Source organism: Bradyrhizobium sp. CCBAU 051011 (assembly GCF_009930815.1).
Classification (GTDB): Bacteria; Pseudomonadota; Alphaproteobacteria; order Rhizobiales; family Xanthobacteraceae; genus Bradyrhizobium.
In genome coordinates this window covers 648,162-669,085 of the sequence record NZ_CP022222.1, presented here as the reverse complement: position 1 = coordinate 669,085, position 20,924 = coordinate 648,162, and the positions used below count along the sequence as shown (strand labels likewise).

Here is a 20,924-nt window from a genome sequence, read left to right as displayed (position 1 = left end):
CGGCGATGACCATGTGTCGACCCGTGATTATTCCGTCGTCGATAGTGGCGCTGGCAACTGAGTCGGCGGAGCTTCGACCGTGACGGCCGGCACCGGTGACGATTAGATCAAGGTGACGGGTGATAATCCACGATCAATTTTGCCAAGGGGGATGGCAACGATGTCGTTCGGGTCGACAACGGCAGCGGCAGCGTCGATTTCTCGATCAGTGGTTATTCGCTGGATGATGGTTATCGTCACCCAGCAGTACGGCAGGACGACTATAGACTTCAAGGGCTCGAACGATTCCCTTGTTTTCGATCATGGCAGCAATGGATCGGCACGACTGGGCTAACCGATCACATCAGCCTTGATATTCTTGCCTGACGCGGCTTTGGCGGAGAAAAGGGCCCGGCCATCCACGTGCCTTGCAGACGACAATAAAAGCCGTGGATGACCGGGACGCAGACAGGTGTAGACAAGTCTGCGCAGGGCGGATTGCTATGTCTGGGCAGGCATGACGGAAGGCAGGCTTCAGCCGCCCCGCACCGGCGGCATCACCACCTCGTCACGCCGGCAGGTGCGGCGGTCGATTTCGTCGCAGGCGCGGAATTGCATGTCCTTGCTCAGGCAAATCCGCACCTCGCTCAGGCGGCGGCTCGAGCAGACCACCGAAATAGCCGAGCTGCTCAGGCCCGGGTTGATCTTGATGAAGGCGGCCTCGAGATCGCCGGGGGCGATAGTCTTCTGCTCGGACAATTCGAGGAATTCCTCGGGGATTTTCACCGCTGCGCGGGCCTTGCGGACGCTCTCGAAATAGGCGCGGGCGCCGAGGCCGGAGCAGGTGCCATGCTTGTCCCACTCGTTGAAGATCAGGCCGGGCGCCGGCATCAGGTCCAGCATCGAGGTCATGATGTTGCGGTCGAGCCGCGGCGACGGCCGCTGGCAATATTCGGGAAAGCCGCGCTCATATTGCGGCCACAGGCCGTGAACCACGAACGAATAGGGGCGGCTGCACTGGACCTGTGAACGCCCGCTATTGCCGCGCTCGGCCGCCGCCTCGCAGAACGAGGGCGACCACGACAGGGCCAGGACGTAAAAATCGAATTCGCCCGGGGCGTTCTGCCGGCGGTCCTGCGCGGACGCCAACCCGGCGGAGACGACAACAAGCGTCAGCGAAATCAGAAGTCGCGAAATAACAGACCGGTGCATCGAACGCCCCTCTACTCGACTACCGGGAGCCTAGCAGGGAACCGGAACATTTCAAGAACAAAATTTGAAAATCCCACAGGCCGGCCGGCTCGACCGGACTGAAATGCCGGGATCAGGGCCGGGCGGCCCTGCAGCCCGGGCTATAGGCCCAGTTGCGGTCAAGCCCGGTCACGCACCATTCGACGCCTTGGCCGAAGCCGGCAAAGCCGCCATCCTCGATGATCGAGTAGTGCACGCTGCGCATCTTGCCGTCGCTCAGCATCACGTCGCCGCTGCAGAAGCGGCGCGGAATGTTGTCGGACTGCCAGGGTCGAAACGCGGTTTCGTGGATCCGGCCGAAGCCGGTGATCACCAGAGCCGAATTCCAGAACTTGCCCTCCTTCTCCTGGAATTGCGACGCGATGGTCGGCAGCGCCCGCTCGCATTCGGCGACGCGGCCGTCATATTTCGGGCCGAACAGGCCGAAATTCAGCTCCAACGGATTGGCGGCCTGAGCGGCGTGGCTGGAGACCAGCAGGGCGAGAGCCGCAGCCGTTGGGCCGAGGGCTCTCAAGGATGTGAACAGGTTGCGCATGGGGAATCCGCCGGTAAACCAACACAGGGGACGGTGCCGCGAAGCCCCGACAAGGTCAAGTGCAGCGCGGCAACACCTGACGACCAAGTCCGTCCCGTGCTGCAACCATTCTTTTCACGGCCATCGGCGCACACTATGGTGGGCGTCGAGCGAAATGGAGTCTGCGATGCGAAGAATTCTGGCCGCGTGCCTGATTGCCATGGGTGGGATGCTGGCGGGGGCGCCGGCGCAGGCGCAGTGGTTCGACATCGACACGGTGCCGCCGTTCAAGGGCAACGACACCGGCGGCATCATCGCCTATACGCTCGCGACGCAGGCCGATGCCCGCCAGCTCGCCGTCGACCACTGCGCCCGCTACGGCAAGGTGGTGAAATTCCTCGGCGTGCAGCCGAATTACGGCGGATATGTTTCGTTTGCCTGCCGCTGGGTGCCCTATGGCGCCGCCGAGCGGCCGCTGCGCACGCTTTACTGAGCGCGACCTCCAAAGCTTCTCTGGCTGGACATGTTTTCGCCACGCAAAGCGTGTGTCACTTCGCGCGCGCACGATAGCGTTGAAAAATTCAGGGGAGCGCACGGATGAGACGACTGCTTCTTGTGTCCTGTTTGGCTGTAGGTTTGCTGGCCGTGTTACCGGCTAGCGGCGCCATCGCCGTGGAATTGCCGATGCGCAAGGCCGGGCTGTGGGAGATGAAGGTGGTGAGCGGCGGCACGGTGCCCGAGATGACCATGCAGCAGTGCACTGACGCGACCACGGACAAGGATATGAGCACGGCCATGGCGCCGATGGCCAAGGAGATCTGCTCCAAGCAGGATATCCAGAAGACGGCGACCGGCTATGTCACCGATTCCGTCTGCGGTATTGGCGGCATCACGGTCAAGTCACGCGCCGAAATCACCGGCGACTTCAATTCCGCCTACACCGTGAAAACGAGCTCGCAGAGCGAGGGTGGCCTGGCCGGCGCCGCGCGCGACAGCAAAAGCACGATCGAGGCCAAATGGGTGGGCGCCTGCAAGGCCGATCAGAAGCCTGGCGACATCATCATGCCCGGCGGTATGAAGATGAACGTCAAGGACATGGAAAAGATGAAGGCGCTGATCCCGAAGAAGTGAGGGTCAGTAATTCGCGTTGTCGCGCTGAATCCGCGTACTCCTTTAACTCTCCCGCTTGCGGGAGAGGTCGGATTGCGAAGCAATCCGGGTGAGGGGGTGCAGGTCTATCGATACATCACGATCGCGGAGAGAGCCCCTCACCCCGACCCTCTCCCCGCAAGAGCGGGGCGAGGGAGAAGTTACACCGGCACTCTTACCGCCGCGCGCAAGCCGCCCATTGGGCTGTCGCCGAGCGTGATGTCGCCGCCATGCGAGCGGGCGATGTCGCGGGCGATGGCGAGCCCGAGGCCCGTGCCGCCCTCGTCCTGGTTGCGGGCATCGTCGAGCCGCAGGAACGGCTTGAACACTTCTTCGCGCATGTTGACGGGAATGCCAGGCCCGTCGTCGTCGACCGTCACGGTCAGATAGCGGTGGTCGCGATGGCCGGTAATGGCGACCGTGTTGGCATGGCGCGCCGCGTTGGAGACGAGGTTGGCGATGCAACGCTTGAACGAGGCCGGCTTCACCGTCACGACCGGCAGGCCGTGGAACGTCACCGTCGCGGTGTGGCCATGGCGTTCGGCATCGCTGCGCAGTTCTTCCAGCGCCATCGTCATGTCGGTCGGCTGCGCGACCTCGCCGCTGTCGCCGCGCGCGAAGGCAAGATAAGCCTCCAGCATGCCGGCCATTTCGTCGACATCCTTGCGCATCCCGTCGACCTCGGGGCTGTCGCCGATCAGCGCGAGCTCGAGCTTGAAGCGGGTCAGGATGGTGCGCAGATCGTGGCTGACGCCGGCCAGCATCGCGGTGCGCTGCTCGATCGAGCGCTCGACGCGCGCCTTCATCTGCAGAAACGCCTGTGCCGCCTGCCGCACCTCGCGTGCGCCGCGCGCGCGGAAGTTCGGCACCTCGCGTCCCTTGCCAAAACTTTCGGCGGCCTCCGCCAGCCGCAGGATCGGCCTGATCTGGTTGCGCAGGAACAGCACCGCGACGATCAACAGGATCGAGGAGGTGCCGAGCATCCAGAAGATGAAGATCTCCGAATTGGAGGCATAAGCGGCGCTGCGTTGCGCGAACACCCGCATCACGGCGTCGTCGAGCTGGATGCGGATTTCGACCAGGTTGGATTTGCCGACCGTGTCGATCCAGAAGGGGCGCCCGATCTGGCGGCCGAGCTGCACCGAGAGTGTCTGGTCGAGCAGCGAGAAGAACGGCTTTGGCCCGGGCTGTGGCATGTCGCCGACGGGGAGGAAATCGACGACCAGTTGCAGGCGTTGGCCGATGCGACGCAACTGTGCGCGGTCCTTGTCCTGCGGAAATGCCTTGTAGACGTCGATCAGGCTGGCGATGTCCTGCACCACCGCCGCGGACAGCCGTCGCGTCACCGTGTTCCAGTGCCGCTCCATGAACACGAATGCCACGACCGTTTGCAGGATCACCATCGGCACGATCATGATCAGCAGCGCGCGGGCGTAGAGGCCTGTCGGCATCCAGCTCTTGAACGCGTTGCCCATCCAGCCATTGGCCCTGGAGACGCGTTGCGACGCATTGCGGATGAGCGTCAGGCCGGTGTCGAGCGTGCTCATGAGTTAGCTCAGGGCGACGCAACCAGGCGATAGCCGATGCCGCGTACCGCCTGCAGAAACAGCGGATTGGCGGGATCGCGCTCGATCTTGCGCCGCAGGCGGTTGATCTGCACATCGACTGCGCGCTCATTCACCGTGCCGCCGCTGGTCAGCGCCGCGCGCGGCACCGTCTCTCCGGGGCTATTGGCCAGAATGCGCAGCATTTCGCGCTCGCGGTCGGTCAGGTGAATGATCTCCTCGCCCTCGCGCAGCTCGCCGCGATCGAGATGGAAAACGTAAGGGCCGAACGCGATCTGCTCCAGCGCTTCCACCGGTGGCGGCGCGGAGCGCTTGAGGATATTGCCGATCCGCAAGATCAGCTCGCGCGGCTCGAACGGCTTGGCGACATAATCGTCGGCGCCGATCTGCAGGCCCTCGATCCGCGCCTCCGCCTCATGGCGGGCCGTGAGCATGATGATCGGCACCGAGGACGAGGTGCGAATGAACCGCGCCAGGTCGAACCCGGTTTCGCCGGGCATCATGACGTCGAGGATCAATAGATCGAAATGCAGGCCGAGCAGTTTGGAGCGCGCGTCGGTCGCGCTCGACGCGGTCGTGACGCGATAACCCTCGCCGGACAGGAACCGCGACAGCAGATCGCGGATACGGCGGTCGTCGTCGACCAAGAGCAAATGCGGGGCGTCGTCGGCCAGTTGCCGAGGCGGGCGCGCGGCGGCTGTAGCCATGGTTGCTCCTTGCGCCACGATCACTCCCTTGGCTTCTTGCTGCCGGCCCCGAAGATCGCCTCCAACACCTTGTCGGGGTCGTCGCGATCGATCATCGCGCGCAGGAACTGGCCGATCGCCGCGACGCCTTCGGGGTTGATATCCCGAAGCGCGCGGGTGATGCGATCGGTCTGCAATCCTGCGAGCTTTGCCACCAACGCTTCGCCCTTCGGGGTGGCGTAAAGAAGGCGCTGCCGGCGGTCGTTGTTGCCGGTCTTCTGGATGATGTAGCCCTCGTCGAGCAATTGCTTGAGCACCCGGCCAAGCGACTGCTTGGTGATGCGCAGGACGTCCAGGAGGTCGGCGACCTTGAGGCCGGGATAGCGGTAGACGAAATGCATCACCCGGTGGTGGGCACGACCGAAGCCGAAAGCCTCGAGCTCATGGTCGGCGTCGCCCACGAAGTCGCGATAGGCGAAGAACAACAGCTCGATAATGTCCCAGCGCATTTCCCCAAGCCGTGGGGCAGGGCTGGCGGACCCCTGCGAATCGGGGTTGGTTGGGCCCCTTGAGAAATTTATGTCAGTCATGTTGACATATCTTGGGTTCAATGTTACAAAACTACCAGCCACGACGAAACATTAAGTCGTTTCAAACTTGGTGACGTGTCAGGCAGCCGGAAAAGCCAACGATGGCGGCAACGGCCGCAAATTGAACTACCGTGCGATTGTCGAGCGGCATTTCGGCAAACATACTGGACTTCGGCATCCCGCAAAAGCATGTCGTCACGGACATGACGGCGCAGGAACCGGCCGCGTGGCGGTGAAGGTCCAGACCTATCAAGCCAGCAGGCCCACCGAGGCAGGCCGGCGCCAAATCGCGCCGATTTCGACAGCGGGAAGCAAGGGAATGAGCTTAAAATTCGAAATCCAGCCTGCGGCGAACCCGACCTCCGAGCAGGAGCGCACGGCACGACTCGCGGACCCCGGCTTCGGCCGGGTTTTCACCGATCACATGGCGATCGTCCGTTACAACCAGGCCAAGGGCTGGCATGACGCGCGCGTCGAACCCCGCGCCAATTTCTCGCTCGATCCAGCCGTAGCTGCTCTGCACTACGCGCAGGAGATTTTCGAAGGCCTGAAGGCCTACAAGCGCGACAACGGCGTGAACCTGTTCCGCCCCGAAGCCAACGCAAGGCGCTTTAATAATTCGGCCGAGCGCATGGCGATGGCGCCGCTGCCCGAGGCTATATTCATCGAAGCGGTCGAGCAGCTCGTTCGCATCGACAGCGCCTGGATACCGGGCGGCGAGGGCAGCCTCTATCTGCGGCCCTTCATGATCGCGAGCGAGGTCTTCCTCGGCGTGAAGCCGTCGGCAGAATACATCTTCGCCGTCATCGCCTCACCGGTCGGCTCCTACTTTAAGGGCGGACCCGCGCCGGTGTCGATCTGGGTGTCGGAGAACTATACCCGCGCCGCGATCGGCGGCACCGGCGCCGTCAAGTGCGGCGGCAATTACGCCGCGAGCCTGCGGGCGCAGGCCGAGGCCATCGAGCACGGCTGCGATCAGGTCGTCTTCCTCGATGCGGTCGAGCGCCGCTATATCGAGGAGCTCGGCGGCATGAACGTCTTCTTCGTATTCGACGACGGCTCGCTCTCGACGCCGCCGCTCGGCACCATCCTGCCGGGCATCACCCGCGATTCGATTATCGCGCTGGCGAAGGATTCCGGCACGGTCGTGCGCGAGGAGCTCTACACGATCGATCAGTGGCGCAAGGATGCCGCCAGCGGCAAGCTGAAAGAGGCGTTCGCCTGCGGCACCGCGGCCGTCATCTCGCCGATCGGCAAGGTGTGTTCGGCGAGCGGCGATTTCCAGATCAGCGGCGGCGTCGCCGGCCCTGTCGCCATGGGGCTGCGCAAGAAGCTCGTCGACATCCAGTACGGTCGCGCGGCGGACCCGCACGACTGGATCAGGAAGGTCCTGTGACCGGCGGCGGAATAATTCCGCCGCTCAAGCGATAGATCACTTCAAGCCCTCAGTAGCGCGCGTCTCGTCGAGTCGCGCGGGGCTGACGCGCGGCTCATCGAAACAGCGCCAATCCGGGAGGAGACCATGGGAGTTTCGTTCGACAAGATCGACGGCGTCATCTGGTACGATGGCCGGCTGGTGCCGTGGGCCGACGCCAACGTCCACATCCTGACCCATGGCCTGCATTATGCGAGCTGCGTGTTCGAGGGCGAGCGCGCCTATGGCGGCAGGGTCTTCAAGAGCACCGAGCATTCCGAGCGGCTGAAGGCCTCGGCCAATATCCTCGACTTCGAGATTCCCTGGTCGGTCGCCGAGATCGACGCCGCCAAGCAGCTCGTGATCGACACGAACAATCTGCCGGACGCCTATCTGCGCCCGATCGCCTGGCGCGGTTCGGAGATGATGGGCGTGTCGGCGCCATCCAATACCATCCATCTCGCCATCGCCGCCTGGGACTGGCCGAGCTATTTCGATCCGGCCGAGAAGCTGAAGGGCATCCGGATGGGCATGGCCGAATACCGGCGGCCCGATCCGACGACGATTCCGGCGATGGCCAAGGCGTCCGGCCTCTACATGATCTGCACCATCAGTAAGCACAAGGCGGAGCGCGCCGGCTATGCGGACGCGATGATGCTGGACTGGCAGGGCCGCGTCGCCGAATGCACCGGCGCCAACATCTTCTTCATCAAGGACGGCACGATCCATACGCCGATCGCCGATTGCTTTCTCGCCGGCATCACCCGCGCCACTACAATCGACCTTGCCAGGCGCCGCGGCATCGAAGTGATCGAGCGCCGCATCATGCCGGAGGAACTCGACGGCTTCACCGAATGCTTCATCACCGGCACCGCCGCCGAAGTGACGCCGGTCTCCGAGATCGCGAACTGGAGGTTCACGCCCGGCAAGATCTCCGAGCAGTTGATGGCGGACTACACCGCTGAAGTGCAGCCCAAGGGAAAGGCCGCGGCTGCCTAAGGTCCGTCATTTCCCTTGGCGGATCTACCTTCTTACCTTGCGGGAGAGGTGTCACCTCACGAGGCCAGGCGATGGCCTGCGCCGCGGATACAAACCCCTCATTCAGCACGGACTTCGTCCGCAATGGCCGCTGCGGCGCATTGGCCTCCTCGGTGCCGCATCCAAACGTCCCGCTCCTTCATCGACATTTAGCTTGATGCGCTCGCGGCATGAGCGAACGGCTTACTTCTTCTCGTCCTTTGGGGCCGGTGCACCGTCCTTTTCCCTTTTGATATTGCCCTTGGTTGCGCTCATGCCGGTCGTGTCCATCGAACCATCTGGTTTGGCGCCGCTCGTCGTTCCGGGCTTCTCCATGCCGGTCTGCGGAGCGGGACCGGTGTTCTGGGCAAAGGCCGAGCCGCACAGCAGCGTAAGTGCGGTGACGGTGATAAGCTTCTTCATAGCGCTCTCCTTTGGAGACCTACAGGTAATTCGGCGCGCAACGTGTGGTTCCCAGGTTGGCGGCCAAGCATGGTCCTCCATGCCTGCAGTGAGCCATCAAAAGGCACGGAGTAGCACTCCTCTTTGCCCTCTTCCCGTGCGAGCGGGAGTCGTGAACTCTTCAGCGCCCTTGTGCGACCAACTTTCCGGATTGTGGATAGATTTCGGTTGATAAAACGGTGACAATGACCCCAGCCCTCTCAATATGCTCCAAATGCGTCGTGGCGGCGGCCTTCGCAGCGGCCCTCGCGGTTCTCGGCTCCCCCACGGGAAACGTCTGGGCCCAGGATCGCTCCCAGGACCGCTCGCCGGTGATCGACATCAACTCCGGCAATCCGGAAATGAATGCTGCCATCGCAAAGGCGCGGGCCACGCTGCCGGCGTTCTGGGCCTCCTACGATGCCCCAAAACCGTCGGAGACCGGTCACTCCCTCAAGGCGCGCTTTCCCAAACGGGGAAGCGGGAACGAGCACATTTGGATGGCCGATGTGAAGAAGATCGGTGAGGGTCGCTATTCGGGAAGGTTCGCCAATGTACCGCGTGACTTGCCCGGCAAGAAGGCCGGCGACATGGCTGAGTTCAAGGAAGCCGACATCTCGGACTGGATGTTCATGCGCAATGACAAGATCGTCGGCGGCGAGACCATCAAGCCGCTCCTGAAATCAATGCCGAAGGCCGATGCCGAAGCGCTTCGGGCGCGAATGGAATCCCCTTAAGCGAAAGCCGGAGCCAGGAAGGCGGCGAGCTCCTTCCTTCGCCAACGCAGGAGAGGGGGCATCGGTCCGGGTTGCCCTGCCGCGCCTCGGCTGGTACCTAGCCGCCATGGCCGAGAAACCGAAAAAACCGCAGAAATTGAAGGCGCGTCTGCCGCGCGGGCTGGAAGATCGTGGCCCGGCCGCGATCGCGGCCACGCGTCAGATGGTCGAGAAAATCCGCGAAGTCTACGAGCGCTACGGCTTCGAGCCGGTGGAAACCCCGGCGATGGAGTTCACCGACGCGCTCGGCAAATTCCTGCCCGACCAGGACCGGCCGAACGAGGGCGTGTTCTCGTTCCAGGACGACGATGAGCAGTGGATCTCGCTGCGCTACGATTTGACCGCGCCGCTGGCGCGTTATGTAGCCGAGAATTTCGACGCGCTGCCAAAACCGTATCGCAGCTACCGCGCCGGTTACGTCTATCGCAACGAGAAGCCCGGCCCCGGCCGCTTCCGCCAGTTCATGCAATTTGACGCCGACACGGTGGGCTCGGCCTCGCCGGCTGCGGACGCCGAGATGTGCATGATGGCGGCAGACACGATGGAGGCGCTCGGCATTCCGCGCGGCTCTTATGTGGTGAAGGTCAATAACCGCAAGGTGCTGGATGGGGTGCTTGAATCCATTGGATTAGGCGGCCAAGAGAATGCGGGGCGCCGGCTTACAGTTCTACGTGCCGTCGATAAGTTTGATCGCTTGGGTGAAGAGGGCGTCCGTGCTCTGCTCGGAGAAGGGCGCAAGGACGAGAGCGGTGACTTCACTAAAGGAGCTGGCTTGCCGGTCGACGCTATCGACCGTGTACTCGCATCGACTTGTCCAGAGACGGGAACGAACGAAGAAATCGTTACGAACCTTACGCTTGTCGCGAATACGGAAGTTGGCCAGGCGGGCGCTAGCGAACTCACCGATATTTCAACGCTGGTTGCCGCGTCAAGCTACGGTGACCGCGTTCGCATCGATCCTTCCGTCGTGCGCGGCCTCGAATATTACACCGGCCCCGTCTACGAGGTCGAACTCACGCTCGAAACCAAGGACGAAAAGGGCCGCCTCGTGCGCTTCGGCTCGGTCGGCGGCGGTGGCCGCTACGACGGCCTCGTCTCGCGCTTCCGCGGCGAGCCGGTGCCGGCGACGGGATTTTCCATCGGCGTGTCGCGGCTGCAGGCGGCGCTGACGATGCTCGGCAAGCTCGATACGCGGCCGGAGTTTGGGCCCGTGGTCGTCACCGTGTTCGACCGCGACCGCGTCGCCGATTACCAGAAGATGGTCGCAGAGCTCCGCAATGCGAACATCCGTGCCGAGCTCTATCTCGGCAATCCCAAGAACATGGGCAACCAGCTCAAATATGCTGATCGTCGCAATTCGCCTTGCGTGATCATTCAGGGTTCGGATGAGAAGGCGCGCGGCGAAATCCAGATCAAGGACCTGATCGAGGGCGCGAAGGCCGCGGCCGCGATCGCTTCCAATCAGGAATGGCGCGAAACTCGCCCGGCGCAGTTTTCCTGCGGCGAGAGCGAGATCGTCGCCAAGGTGCGCGAGGTGCTGGCGCGCCATGACGTGAAGTGGGGTAGCTGAATTCGTCATACGCGGGCTTGACCCGCGTATCCATCTTCAAAATGATGGATTGCCGGGGCAAGCCCGGCAATGACAATCTGCGAGTAAGCAAAAACAAAGGGAGCACTACCAATGCCTGAGATTACCGTGAGCATGGCCGCCGGCCGCACTGACGAGCAGAAGGCCGGCATGATGCGTGACATCACCCAGGCGCTGGTGAAGAATCTCGGCGTCGATGCCGATGCGGTAGTGATCCAGATCAACGAAGCGCCGCTGGCCCACAAGATGAAGGGCGGCAAGACCTTCGTGGAGCGCGCGGCGGCTGCCGCGGCGAAGAAGTAACCCTGCCTTTTTCCTTCTCCCCTTGTGGGAGAAGGTGGCGCGGATGAAATCCGCGCCGGATGAGGGTTCTATCCGCGATTACCGACGCGAGAGATTCACTCGCGGACAGAGACCTCTCACCCGTCTCAATCGCGCGTTCGGCGCGATTGATCCACCCTCTCCCACAAGGGGAGAGGGAAGGGAGCAATCCATGGATGCACGCGATTTCATCAAGGTCGGCATGAGCGCGGAACGCAGCCTCGTCGTGCCGCCGGAGCGCACGGTCGGGCATTTCGTGCCTGATATGCCGATGGTCTATGCGACGCCGATGATGATCCTGGAAATGGAGATGGCCTCGGGCGACGCCATCAGGCCCTATCTCCAGCCGGGATGGATCACGGTCGGCACCGAAGTCGACATCCGCCATCTCGGCGCCTCTCTGGTCGGCGCCACGGTGCGGGTCACGGGAAAGGTCGTAGCCGTCGAACGCCGCGTGATCCGCTTCGAGGTCGAAGCCTTCGAGGGCGAGCGCAGAATAGGCGACGGCCGCCACGCCCGCGGCCTCGTCAATGTCGAGATGTTTACGAAGCGGTTTGCGGGAAAGTAGCGGCTTGCTCGGAGCCGTAGGGTAGGCAAAGGCGCATTTGCGCCGTGCCCACCATCAAGCATCGCGCTCGTGACGGTGGGCACGCTTCCGCCTTCGCTCTGCGAGCTAAGGCGGACAAGTCGCTTTGCCCACCGTACGATTCCACTTACTTCGCCAATTCCTTTGAACGCTTCGTCGCCGCGGCGATCGCGCGGATCATCAGCGGCTGCATTCCGTCCTTCGCCATCAGCACTTCAAGCGCGGCGGCGGTGGTGCCGCCGGGGGAGGTGACGTTCTGGCGCAGCGTGGCGGAAGCAAGTTCCGAGCGATGCAACAATTCGCCGGAGCCCGCGACGGTTTCGCGCGCGAGCCTGCTGGCCAGCTCCGCCGGCAGGCCGGCCTCGACGCCGGCGCGCGCCAACTCTTCGGCGAGCAGGAAGACATAGGCGGGGCCGGAGCCGGAAACGGCGGTCACCGCATCCATCAGGCCTTCGTCGTCGACCCATTCGACCGAGCCGGTGGCGCGCAGCAGCGCATCGGCCGTGGCGCGTTGCGCGGCGCTGACATTTTTCGCCGCGACCGCAACCGTGATGCCGCGGCCGATCGCAGCCGGCGTGTTCGGCATCGCGCGAACCACCATGCCGCCGCAGACTTTTTCGAGCGCCGCGATCGGCGTGCCCGCCATGATCGAGACGACAAGCGTGTTCGATCCGACGAAGGACTTCAATATCGGACCCGCTTCGGGAAACGTCTGCGGCTTCACCGCCACCACTAGCGTATCGACCGTGCCGGCGTCCTTCGGATTGAGACGGACGCCTTTGACGGCGAGCGCCTTGATCTCTTCGGACGGGTGGGGCTCGACTACCAGCACGCGGTTGGCGTCGAGGCCGCCGGCCAGCCATCCCGTCAGCATCGCGCCACCCATCTTGCCGGCGCCGGCCAGCGCGATGGTGTCGTGGAGGTTTTGAAGTGCGTTGGTGTTGTTCAAAGTCGTCACCACAAGCTTTGCCGTCGTCCCTGCCTAGCGCGCAATTGCGCTCGGGGGCAGGGACCCATAACCACAGCCGGTTCTAGTAAAGCTCGGAAGGGGCCACAAGCAGTTTGCTTGAGCCCCGCGGTCACGGAGTATGGGTTCCTGCGTTCGCAGGAACGACGCCGCGTTCGTGGAGACGACGGTGGGCTTACGCCTCGCCCTCGGTATCGAACATCGCCGCGCTCATGGCCTCGGCGGCGCTCTTTCCGGCCCAGACCACGAACTGGAACGCGGGGTAATAGCGCTCGCAGGCGTGGATGGCGCCGGCCAGCATCACCTCGCATTGCGAGGTCGAGGCGGTCAGCCCGCCCGGCAAGACCAGCGCCTGCCGGTACATGATCATGCCGGTATGGGTCCAGATATCGAAATGGCCGACCCATAGCTGCTCGTTGACGGCGGCGATCAGCCGCTGCACCTCGGCGCGGCGCGCCGGCGGAATCTTCATGTCGAAGGAACAGGCGAGGTGCAGCGCCTCGATCTCGGGCATCCAGGTGAAGGAGAGATGGTAGTCGGTCCAGTTGCCCTTGGAGACGATCGTGACTTCGTCTTCGCCGGAACGCTCGAACGCCCAGTTGTTCTCGGCGGCAATGTCCTCGACTGCCGCGAGCGGGTTGTTCCGGGAATCAAAAATGCTTTCGAGGAGGGACATGCCGTCTCGACCCTGTTTCTTGAATTCTTCTGATACGCACGCGGAGCACGGCGCGCGTTGAACTGAGGCGGCGCTGCCGGCTGCAATCCCCTGATCGCTGTTCGTCTTGGGGCCTGCCGAGGTTCAAGTGATGTGATTTGCGGAATCTGCGCAACTGACCCCTGAGTCCATCCACAGGCCAAAGCGGCGTCGTCCACAGGGTGTTCGAGGCTACGGTTATTAATTTGAGAACAAACCGGAATCGGATTCGAGCGTCGAGGAGTCTGTCGCGCCGTAAAATGAGGCGGGTCTGCCACATTAGTTAATGTGTGGTTAATTTTCTCAGGGCAGCCTGACGTCACGTCGCCCGATGGCACCCGATTCTCGAACTGCAAAAGACCGGCCAACAGGCGGCCTGAAGGAACGGCGGGAACGCCGTGGTCCTACTTCTCGCGCGCAATCAGCGGACACGCCTCGATCGCAGTCCCGAGCCACGCGCCTTCGATTTCGACGCACGGCCGGGACGCATCGACGCGCAAACCATATCGTTCCAGCAGCGGCTCGCGGATCGGCTTGCCGCGCGTATTCAACGCCCATGCGCCGCCCGGCAACGGAGCCTTCAACGCGGTGCGGATGCGGCGGTCGAACTGGCCGTCAGGCATGATGGGAAGCGCGATGTCGGCGATCTGAAAGAACCGTGATTGCGGCGGCAGCAGCGGAGCGACATAGGCCAGCGGTTTATCGACCAGAAAGTACAAAGCGGGCTGCTCAAGGGATTTCGAGATGCTCGGATTATAGGGATTGGACCAGGGGCGGCGGAACCAATCAGCCGGTTGCGTCCACAGCGCGATCGCCGCGGCCAGGACAAGCATCACCGAATTCGTCGACATCGAAGCTGCGCCCGGCGAGGCAACTCCGGACATCGCCGCGATGCTGCGGTGGATCAGCAGGACGATCAGGGGCGCACACAACAGCTCCAGCACGATCGCGTAGCGATGAATCGCAAATATTCCGAGCCATGTGGCGTATGAGACGATGCAAAACACCAGGAACTGAACGTCGCGGCGCGTGAGGATCGAAGTGTTGGTGATAAGGCTCCGGCCGATGCCGAGCACGAGCAGCACGGTTGCGACCGCAAATCTGGCATCGCGGAACGGATATTCAGAGCTCCTGTTGTCGCCGACCAGCCAGTAGAACGGATACGCCAGGGCGTCGAGCAGGCCCCGGGGCATGAACTGCCAGTCCATGATGTTCATCGGAACCAGTTCGGGGGACTGGAACACGGCGTTGAAGAGCGGGAAGATCGGATTGCCCATCTCGCGCCAGAGCATCAGTCCCCAAGCGCCGCCCGTCGCCAGGGCACCGATCGCGCCGCCAACGCCGAGGCAGAGCGTCGCCAGTAGCGGCCGCGTCGCAACGAGTACGGCGGCGGCCGCGCCGAGCGCAAAGGCGACATTGGTCAACTTCAGTCCGACGGCCGCGCCGATCAGGAGTCCCGCGAGCACATAACGTCCGGGACGCGATCCATCCGCCGATACGATCAGGATGCAGCCGGCAACAACCGGAAGCGCGGTGAGAATGTCGGAGAAGCTCGTGCCCACTTCCGAAAGCGTCATCGGCCCGACTGCGGCGATCAGGATCGCGGCTGCGATCGCACTTGCCGTCGCCGCTTCCCGCAACAGGATGCGCACCAGAAAATAGATCAGCAGCAGATTGAGGCCGTGTACCGCGCCGATAATCATCAGGCCATAGGGCGATGGCAACAGGTGGCGCAGATAGTAGACCGGGAAATAGACGGTCGGATTGAAATAGGTCTGGAAGCCGGCCGGCAGGGCATCGATGCCATAGCGGCCGGTGATGACAGCCCAGACATTGTACTCGTGGTAGTTCAGCCAGTCCCAGTTGACGTCCTCGCCGGCAAACCAGGTGTAGATTGCGCCGGCCAGCAACGAGCCGAGCGCGATGGCCATCGGCACCAGGAGCTTGGTCTGAAGGATTGGCGTCTGCCAGGCCCGATCCGCGGGCCTTGCTGCCTCCGTATCGGCAACGTCAGCGGCGTGTGTCATGCTTGCTCCATGTGCGTCGCCCGGGCGATCTGGAGTTGGGCACGACAGATACCTCTAGGGCGCCGGCTTTAAGGATTCGTGAATGTTTCGCCCTGCGTCGATGCGTCGCGGGCGGTTTGCAAATCGCGCGTTAACGCTCCTTCGCTAGCGTCGGACACTTGTTCGCAGGACTGGCTCATGATCTCGGAATTCGCCGCGGCTCCCCGCTGTTCGCCGTCTGATACGGCGGAACGGGAAGGGCTGGGGCCGACGCTGCTGCTGACCGGCATTGTCTTCGTCGTCGCTGTCCTGCTGCGGCAGGTCGTTCCCCTCAATACGGATGTGAGCTGGCTGCTCGTCGTCTGCGAACGCATGCTGGATGGCCAGCATCTCTATCGCGACATCATCGAGATCAATCCGCCGATGGCGGCCTTTGCCTATCTGCCGGGCGTCGCGCTGGCGCGCGTCCTCGGTGTCGATCCGCGGCACGTGATCGATGCCCAGCTTCTGCTGCTGGCTGCCGCCTCCCTGTTTGCGGTATCGCGCATCCTGCGTCTGTCATCGACGCTGGCGCAATTGAGGTGGCGTCCATTCGTCATATGGGCCGCAGCCGTGGTGACGATCCTGCCGATGCATGTCTTCGCCCAGCGCGAACATATCGCAACGCTCACCTTCCTTCCGGCGCTTGCGGTCTATGCGCTGCGCAGCAACCGCGAGCCGTTGCCGTTCTGGGCGATCCTGATTGCCGGCGCCGGCGCCGGTATCACGCTGGCGTTCAAGCCGTTCTTCACGGTGCCGGCCGCGTTATGCATTCTGTTCAGCGCGTTTCGCTCGCGCTCGTGGCTGACGCTATTGGCGCCCGAAAACATCATCGCGGCGGTGCTGGTGATCGCAGTCAGCGTCAGCACATATGTCTTCTATCCCGAATATTTCACGGTCACCTATCCCTTGGTGCGCGACACCTATCTGTCGTGGTCGATGCCGGCCTCGGTGATCTTCCTGAATGATGCAACGCTGGTGTTCGCGATCGCGATCGTCTCGGTGCTGCTGGTGCGGCAGAAGAGCGAGATCGACACGTTGCTGATGGTGACGATGCTCGCCTCCGCGGGATTTGCCGTATCGTTCTTCCTGCAGCGGCGCGGCTGGGCCTATCATTCCTATCCGATGGTCGCAGTGGCGTTGCTCGCGATGGGCTATGCGCTGACGCGTGTGGTCGACTGGCGATCGCGCCGTCTCGAGGTCGCGTCCGCGGTCGCGCTGGCTATGACCTTTGGGCTCGGCTTGCTGTGGTTCTATGGCAATGTTCATGTCGGCCCGGTCAGGGAAACGGTCGCCGGCCTCAAATCCAACCCGAGAATACTGGTGCTGAGCGGTGAGGCGGCGATCGGGCATCCGCTGGTGCGCGACGTCAACGGCATGTGGGTTTCGCGCCAGGAAAACCTCTGGATCCGCGAATTCGTGCGGCTGACGCGCGAAAGGACTCTTGTCGACGCGGTGACCGATGCGAAGCTGAATAACTATCTGGCGCTGGAACGCAAATGGCTGATCGAGGATTTCAGGAAGCTGCCGCCCGACATCGTCCTGGTCGACAATCTGCGCAATGACTGGGGCGCCTGGGCCCGCGCCGACGCCGAGGTGTCGCAGTTACTCAAGCCTTATACGCTCGTCGGCTCGGTCGCGGGGATCGACGTGCTGCGCCGGAACGATTGACGGCGCGGCTACTTCTGCGAGACGCCGATGATGAACGTGTAGGGTACGCGCGAATAGTCGTCGCGAATCGCGAGGTTCACTTTTCCAAACGCGCGGCGAAGCACCTTGTCGTAGCCGTCGCGGTCGCGGACGAATTCGCCGCGGTCATTGTCGAGCAGCCATTTGGCGACACGAGACTGTCCCTCGCGATAGCAGCCGTCGAGCGTGAACAGGACTCCGTCTTCCTTGAGCACGTCGCGGATGTCGGCAAGCGTGGTCTGCAGGCCGTCGTCACCGATGTGATGCAGGACGCCATTCATCATGACGACGTCGGCGCCGGCGAACTCACGGGCGGCTGTGGCGTCGAAATGGCGGCAATGAAACTTCCCGAGATGGCCGAACGATCGCCTTGCATAGGCGATATAGGCGTCGTCGATATCGAAGCCGGTATAGTCGATGTTTTCGGGCAGATGGCGGAGGATGTGGCCGGGCCCGCATCCGATGTCGATCACCCGCATTCCCGGCCGCAGTGTCAGATAGTCGGCGATCGCCTTGATCCGGGCGCCGAAGAAGCCGCCGGCGTTCTGATAGGCCTGGTACAGCGCGGGATGGTTCAGGATCGCCTTCATCAGGAGGCCTCGTCATAGGCATGGCTGCGCGCGTTCGGTCCCGATTGGGCCAGCAGGGTCTTGAACGGCGCTTGCTCGACGCGATCCTCGCCGTCGGTCGCATGGTGCGGCAGCCGCCCGCGCCGGTGGATGTGCGAGATCACGAACAGCGGGCGGTTCTTGGACTGGATATAGAGACGGCCGATATATTCCCCGATCAGCCCCAGCACGAGGAGCTGGACCGAGGAGATCATGACGACCAGCAGCGTCAGACTGGTCCAGCCGGGCACGGTGCCGGAGAGGACCCAACTAACGACGGCGCCGATGCCGACAAAGGTGAGGACCGTGGTGAGGAGCGCGCCGACATAGGTCGCGATCCGCAGCGGCACCATCGAAAAGCTGATCAGCGCGTCGGCGGCAAAGCCGATCATTTTTGCCAGCGGATACTTGGTGGTGCCGGCATGGCGCGGATTGCGGTCGTATTCGTAGGCGACCTGCTTGTAGCCGAGCCAGGCCACCATGCCGCGGATGAAGCGATCATGCTCCGGCATCTGCACGAGCTGGTCGGAGATGCGGCGGCTCATCAGCCGGAAATCGCCGGTATCGACCGGAATCTGGACGCGCGTGATCCTGGCGAGCAGGCGATAGAAAGCCTCGGCCGATTTCTTCTTGAAGCGGGTTTCACCGGCGCGGCTGCGCCGCAGGCCATAGACCACGTCGGCGTTTTCGCGCGCCATCATCTCGTACATCGGCGTCAGCAGGTCGGGCGGGTCCTGCAAGTCGGCGTCGATGACCAGCACGAGGTCGCCGCGCACAGTGGACAATCCCGCCGTCAGCGCCAGTTGGTGGCCGTGGTTGCGCGAGAGCCGTACGGCGACGACATTGCGATCTTCCGCACAGAGCTGGTTGATCAGCTTCCAGGTGTCATCGGTCGAGCCGTCATCGACCAGGATCAGCTCGAACCGCTGGCCGCACAGCGCGCGCGCGGCTGAAGTCATCTGGTAGTGGAATTCGCGCAAGCCCTCTTCTTCGTTGTAGCAGGGTACAACGATGGACAGAAACATCTTGCCGGGACGCGGCATTCCGTCCTGAATTTCCATGGGTTTGGCAGCCTGTCCGGCAAATGAATCGATGCGAAGCGCTACCTGCGATAATCGATGAAGCCCGGTTAATTGTTCATCAATTTTTAGAGCCGCGGGGCTACGATTCGTCGAAGCCAAGCTTGGCGCAATTAATCAAATGTTTAGGCGCTGTCTAAACGTTGCGTCACGACGACCGTCGGCCCGTGCACACCCGCCCCGCCGGCGTCTTTTTCGGGAACCTGGATCGCCAGCATGGACAAGGCCGAATTCGATCGTTTCGCCGACGCCTATTACGAGCAGCATCGCGAGAATGTCGCGGTCACTGGCGAGGGTCCGGAATATTTCGCCGAATACAAGATCAGGCAGCTCCGGCAGATCGTCGAGCGCGAGCAGATCGGCGTATCGCGGATCTGCGATTTCGGCTCAGGGATCGGCAATTCGATTCCGTTCTTTCGAACGTATTTTCCGGACGCTGCCCTGACGTCGTCAGACGTCTCGGAGCGCAGCCTCACGCTGGGCAAGCAGCGCTACCCCGGGACCGGCAATTGCGTTCTGATCGAGGGGGGCCGCATTCCCTGCGAAACCGCCTCGTTCGATGTCGCGTTCTCGGCTTGCGTGTTCCACCACATCGCGCATGGCGAGCACGTGACATGGCTGAGCGAATTGCACCGGATTACCCGGCCGGGCGGACTGATCGCGATCTTCGAGCACAATCCGTTGAACCCGCTCACCGTTCATGCGGTGAACACATGCCCGTTCGACGAGAACGCCAAGCTGATTTTCGCGCGCAATCTTGCGAAAAGAATGGGTGATGCGGGATGGACGTCACCGCGCATTCAATACAATTTGTTCTTCCCGCGGGCGCTGGCGCGATTGCGACCGCTTGAAGCCAGGCTCGGTTGGCTTCCACTCGGCGCGCAATACGTCACCTTCGCGCGCAAGATGTAGCCGGCGCATCACTCCGGCTTGAGCCCGCCCGCGCGAACCACCTTGCCCCACTTCTCGGTTTCGTCCGCAATCAACCTGCCGAAATCGGCTGATGATCCCGGCATCGGTGCGCCGCCGATCGCGGCAAGCCGGGCCTTCATGCCGGGGTCGGCAATCGCCGCGTTGATCTCCTTGTTGAGCTTGTCGACGATTTCGGCCGGCGTGTTTTTCGGCGCGGCGAAGCCGTACCACTGGCTGGCTTCGTAGCCCGGCACGGCATCGCCCACCGTCGGCACCTCCGGCAGCTCGGCCATGCGCGTGGCGGTCGTCACCGCGAGCGCACGCAGCTTGCCGGTCTTGATGTGATCGGCGGTGCCGGGCGCGGCGGCGAACAGGATCTGCACCTGGCCGCCGATCAGATCCGTCATCGCCGGGCCCTGGCCGCGATAGGGGACATGGACCATGTTGACGCCGGTCATCATCTTGAACAACTCGCCCGCCATGTGCGGCGCGCTGCCGCTGCCGGCCGAGGCCATGTTGACCTTTCCGGGATTGGCCTTGGTGTAAGCGATGAACTCGGCCAGCGTCTGCGCCGGCACCGAGGGGTGGACCAGCACCACCATCGGCACACGGATGACGCCGGCGACCGGCGCGATATCGCGGACGAAGTTGAAATTGAGCTTTTCGTAGAGCGAGGCGTTCACCGCGTTCGGCACGGTCGCCAGCAGCAGCGTGTAGCCGTCGGGTGCCGCGTTCACGACCGCCTCGGTGCCGATATTGCCGCCGGCGCCGGTCCGGTTCTCGACCACGAAGGGCTGGCCGAGACGGTCGGCCAGCCACTGGCCGATCAGGCGTGCTGTGATGTCGACGCCGCCGCCGGCAGCGAAGCCCGCGACGATTTTCGTCGGCCGTGTCGGATAATCCAGCGCCGATGCCGGGCGCGGCAAGGCGGGCGCGGCGATCAGCGCGCCGGCAAGTTGGAGGAAATTCCGGCGTAGAAGTTTCATGTCGAGTATCCCCCCTTTTTGAGTACAACCCTATCCCAACTGCGGCGGCCTGAGTAAAGGTCGTCAG

The 20,924-nt window shown here is 63.1% G+C and carries 22 protein-coding genes; 10 read left to right on the top strand and 12 right to left on the bottom strand.

All coding sequences use genetic code 11. The features are described from left to right. Positions 1-513: 513 nt before the first annotated feature. Together ACH79_RS03255 and ACH79_RS03250 are read right to left on the bottom strand one after the other, a co-directional pair. A complete protein-coding gene (locus ACH79_RS03255; RefSeq protein WP_161849738.1) occupies positions 514-1,191 on the bottom strand; it encodes a ribonuclease T2 in 678 nt (225 codons plus the stop codon). Between the two features lie 112 nt (positions 1,192-1,303). After that, positions 1,304-1,765: a hypothetical protein gene (locus ACH79_RS03250; RefSeq protein ID WP_161849737.1), complete on the bottom strand. Its 462-nt coding sequence runs from the start codon at positions 1,763-1,765 to the stop codon at positions 1,304-1,306. A gap of 166 nt (positions 1,766-1,931) precedes the next feature. On the opposite strand from ACH79_RS03250, the gene ACH79_RS03245 reads away from it, so the two are divergent. Then, a complete protein-coding gene (locus tag ACH79_RS03245) occupies positions 1,932-2,237 on the top strand; it encodes a hypothetical protein (protein WP_161849736.1) in 306 nt (101 codons plus the stop codon). Positions 2,238-2,341: 104 nt separating this feature from the next. Beyond that, positions 2,342-2,875: a DUF3617 family protein gene (locus ACH79_RS03240; RefSeq protein ID WP_161849735.1), complete on the top strand. Its 534-nt coding sequence runs from the start codon at positions 2,342-2,344 to the stop codon at positions 2,873-2,875. A 179-nt stretch (positions 2,876-3,054) separates the two neighbouring features. On the opposite strand, the gene ACH79_RS03235 is transcribed toward ACH79_RS03240, so the two are convergent. From ACH79_RS03235 to ACH79_RS03225, 3 genes are read right to left on the bottom strand one after another with little or no spacing between them, the layout of a single operon-like run. Continuing rightward, a complete protein-coding gene (locus tag ACH79_RS03235; protein ID WP_161849734.1) occupies positions 3,055-4,440 on the bottom strand; it encodes an ATP-binding protein in 1,386 nt (461 codons plus the stop codon). An 8-nt stretch (positions 4,441-4,448) separates the two neighbouring features. Then, positions 4,449-5,165: a response regulator gene (locus tag ACH79_RS03230; RefSeq protein WP_161849733.1), complete on the bottom strand. Its 717-nt coding sequence runs from the start codon at positions 5,163-5,165 to the stop codon at positions 4,449-4,451. Positions 5,166-5,185: 20 nt separating this feature from the next. Further along, complete coding sequence (locus ACH79_RS03225; protein ID WP_161849732.1) at positions 5,186-5,734, bottom strand: MarR family winged helix-turn-helix transcriptional regulator; 549 nt, start codon at positions 5,732-5,734, stop codon at positions 5,186-5,188. 319 nt (positions 5,735-6,053) lie between these two features. Here ACH79_RS03225 and ACH79_RS03220 point away from each other — a divergent pair, with 319 nt between their 5' ends. Together ACH79_RS03220 and ACH79_RS03215 are read left to right on the top strand one after the other, a co-directional pair. Continuing rightward, complete coding sequence (locus tag ACH79_RS03220; RefSeq protein ID WP_161849731.1) at positions 6,054-7,130, top strand: branched-chain amino acid aminotransferase; 1,077 nt, start codon at positions 6,054-6,056, stop codon at positions 7,128-7,130. Positions 7,131-7,256: 126 nt separating this feature from the next. After that, entirely contained in the window at positions 7,257-8,147 is an 891-nt protein-coding gene (locus ACH79_RS03215) for a branched-chain amino acid aminotransferase (protein WP_161849730.1), read from the top strand. Positions 8,148-8,369: 222 nt separating this feature from the next. On the opposite strand, the gene ACH79_RS42850 is transcribed toward ACH79_RS03215, so the two are convergent. Beyond that, entirely contained in the window at positions 8,370-8,588 is a 219-nt protein-coding gene (locus tag ACH79_RS42850) for a hypothetical protein (protein ID WP_202639386.1), read from the bottom strand. 224 nt (positions 8,589-8,812) lie between these two features. Between ACH79_RS42850 and ACH79_RS03210 the strand changes: the two genes are divergently transcribed. From ACH79_RS03210 to ACH79_RS03195, 4 genes are all read left to right on the top strand, one after another. Then, the gene (locus ACH79_RS03210) at positions 8,813-9,343 is read left to right on the top strand and encodes a YegJ family protein (RefSeq protein WP_161849729.1); all 531 of its coding nucleotides are present in this window, start codon (positions 8,813-8,815) and stop codon (positions 9,341-9,343) included. Between the two features lie 106 nt (positions 9,344-9,449). Next, the gene (gene hisS, locus ACH79_RS03205) at positions 9,450-10,952 is read left to right on the top strand and encodes a histidine--tRNA ligase (RefSeq protein WP_161849728.1); all 1,503 of its coding nucleotides are present in this window, start codon (positions 9,450-9,452) and stop codon (positions 10,950-10,952) included. Positions 10,953-11,063: 111 nt separating this feature from the next. Beyond that, positions 11,064-11,273 carry a tautomerase family protein gene (locus ACH79_RS03200; RefSeq protein WP_161849727.1) on the top strand — a complete coding sequence of 70 codons (210 nt, stop codon included), beginning with the start codon at positions 11,064-11,066 and terminating at the stop codon, positions 11,271-11,273. 190 nt (positions 11,274-11,463) lie between these two features. Further along, positions 11,464-11,859, top strand: a complete 396-nt coding sequence (locus tag ACH79_RS03195; protein ID WP_161849726.1) for a thioesterase family protein — start codon at positions 11,464-11,466, stop codon at positions 11,857-11,859. A 145-nt stretch (positions 11,860-12,004) separates the two neighbouring features. On the opposite strand, the gene proC is transcribed toward ACH79_RS03195, so the two are convergent. The 3 genes from proC to ACH79_RS03180 all read right to left on the bottom strand — a co-directional run bounded on the left by proC (position 12,005) and on the right by ACH79_RS03180 (position 15,565). Continuing rightward, positions 12,005-12,826: a pyrroline-5-carboxylate reductase gene (gene proC / locus ACH79_RS03190; protein WP_371419356.1), complete on the bottom strand. Its 822-nt coding sequence runs from the start codon at positions 12,824-12,826 to the stop codon at positions 12,005-12,007. A gap of 193 nt (positions 12,827-13,019) precedes the next feature. After that, complete coding sequence (locus ACH79_RS03185; RefSeq protein WP_161849724.1) at positions 13,020-13,520, bottom strand: YbjN domain-containing protein; 501 nt, start codon at positions 13,518-13,520, stop codon at positions 13,020-13,022. Between the two features lie 422 nt (positions 13,521-13,942). Next, positions 13,943-15,565, bottom strand: coding sequence for a glycosyltransferase 87 family protein (locus tag ACH79_RS03180; RefSeq protein ID WP_161849723.1), 1,623 nt, complete (start codon positions 15,563-15,565; stop codon positions 13,943-13,945). A gap of 177 nt (positions 15,566-15,742) precedes the next feature. Here ACH79_RS03180 and ACH79_RS03175 point away from each other — a divergent pair, with 177 nt between their 5' ends. Beyond that, positions 15,743-17,254, top strand: coding sequence for a hypothetical protein (locus tag ACH79_RS03175; RefSeq protein ID WP_246738408.1), 1,512 nt, complete (start codon positions 15,743-15,745; stop codon positions 17,252-17,254). 8 nt (positions 17,255-17,262) lie between these two features. On the opposite strand, the gene ACH79_RS03170 is transcribed toward ACH79_RS03175, so the two are convergent. Continuing rightward, complete coding sequence (locus tag ACH79_RS03170; RefSeq protein ID WP_161849722.1) at positions 17,263-17,862, bottom strand: bifunctional 2-polyprenyl-6-hydroxyphenol methylase/3-demethylubiquinol 3-O-methyltransferase UbiG; 600 nt, start codon at positions 17,860-17,862, stop codon at positions 17,263-17,265. Beyond that, positions 17,862-18,905, bottom strand: coding sequence for a glycosyltransferase family 2 protein (locus ACH79_RS03165; protein WP_161856188.1), 1,044 nt, complete (start codon positions 18,903-18,905; stop codon positions 17,862-17,864). The genes ACH79_RS03170 and ACH79_RS03165 overlap by 1 nt, the downstream gene beginning before the upstream one ends. 270 nt (positions 18,906-19,175) lie before the next feature. Between ACH79_RS03165 and ACH79_RS03160 the strand changes: the two genes are divergently transcribed. Then, complete coding sequence (locus tag ACH79_RS03160) at positions 19,176-19,871, top strand: class I SAM-dependent methyltransferase (RefSeq protein WP_161849721.1); 696 nt, start codon at positions 19,176-19,178, stop codon at positions 19,869-19,871. A gap of 8 nt (positions 19,872-19,879) precedes the next feature. Here the strand turns inward: ACH79_RS03160 and ACH79_RS03155 are convergent, their stop codons facing one another. After that, positions 19,880-20,857: a tripartite tricarboxylate transporter substrate binding protein gene (locus ACH79_RS03155; RefSeq protein WP_161849720.1), complete on the bottom strand. Its 978-nt coding sequence runs from the start codon at positions 20,855-20,857 to the stop codon at positions 19,880-19,882. Positions 20,858-20,924 lie beyond the last annotated feature (67 nt).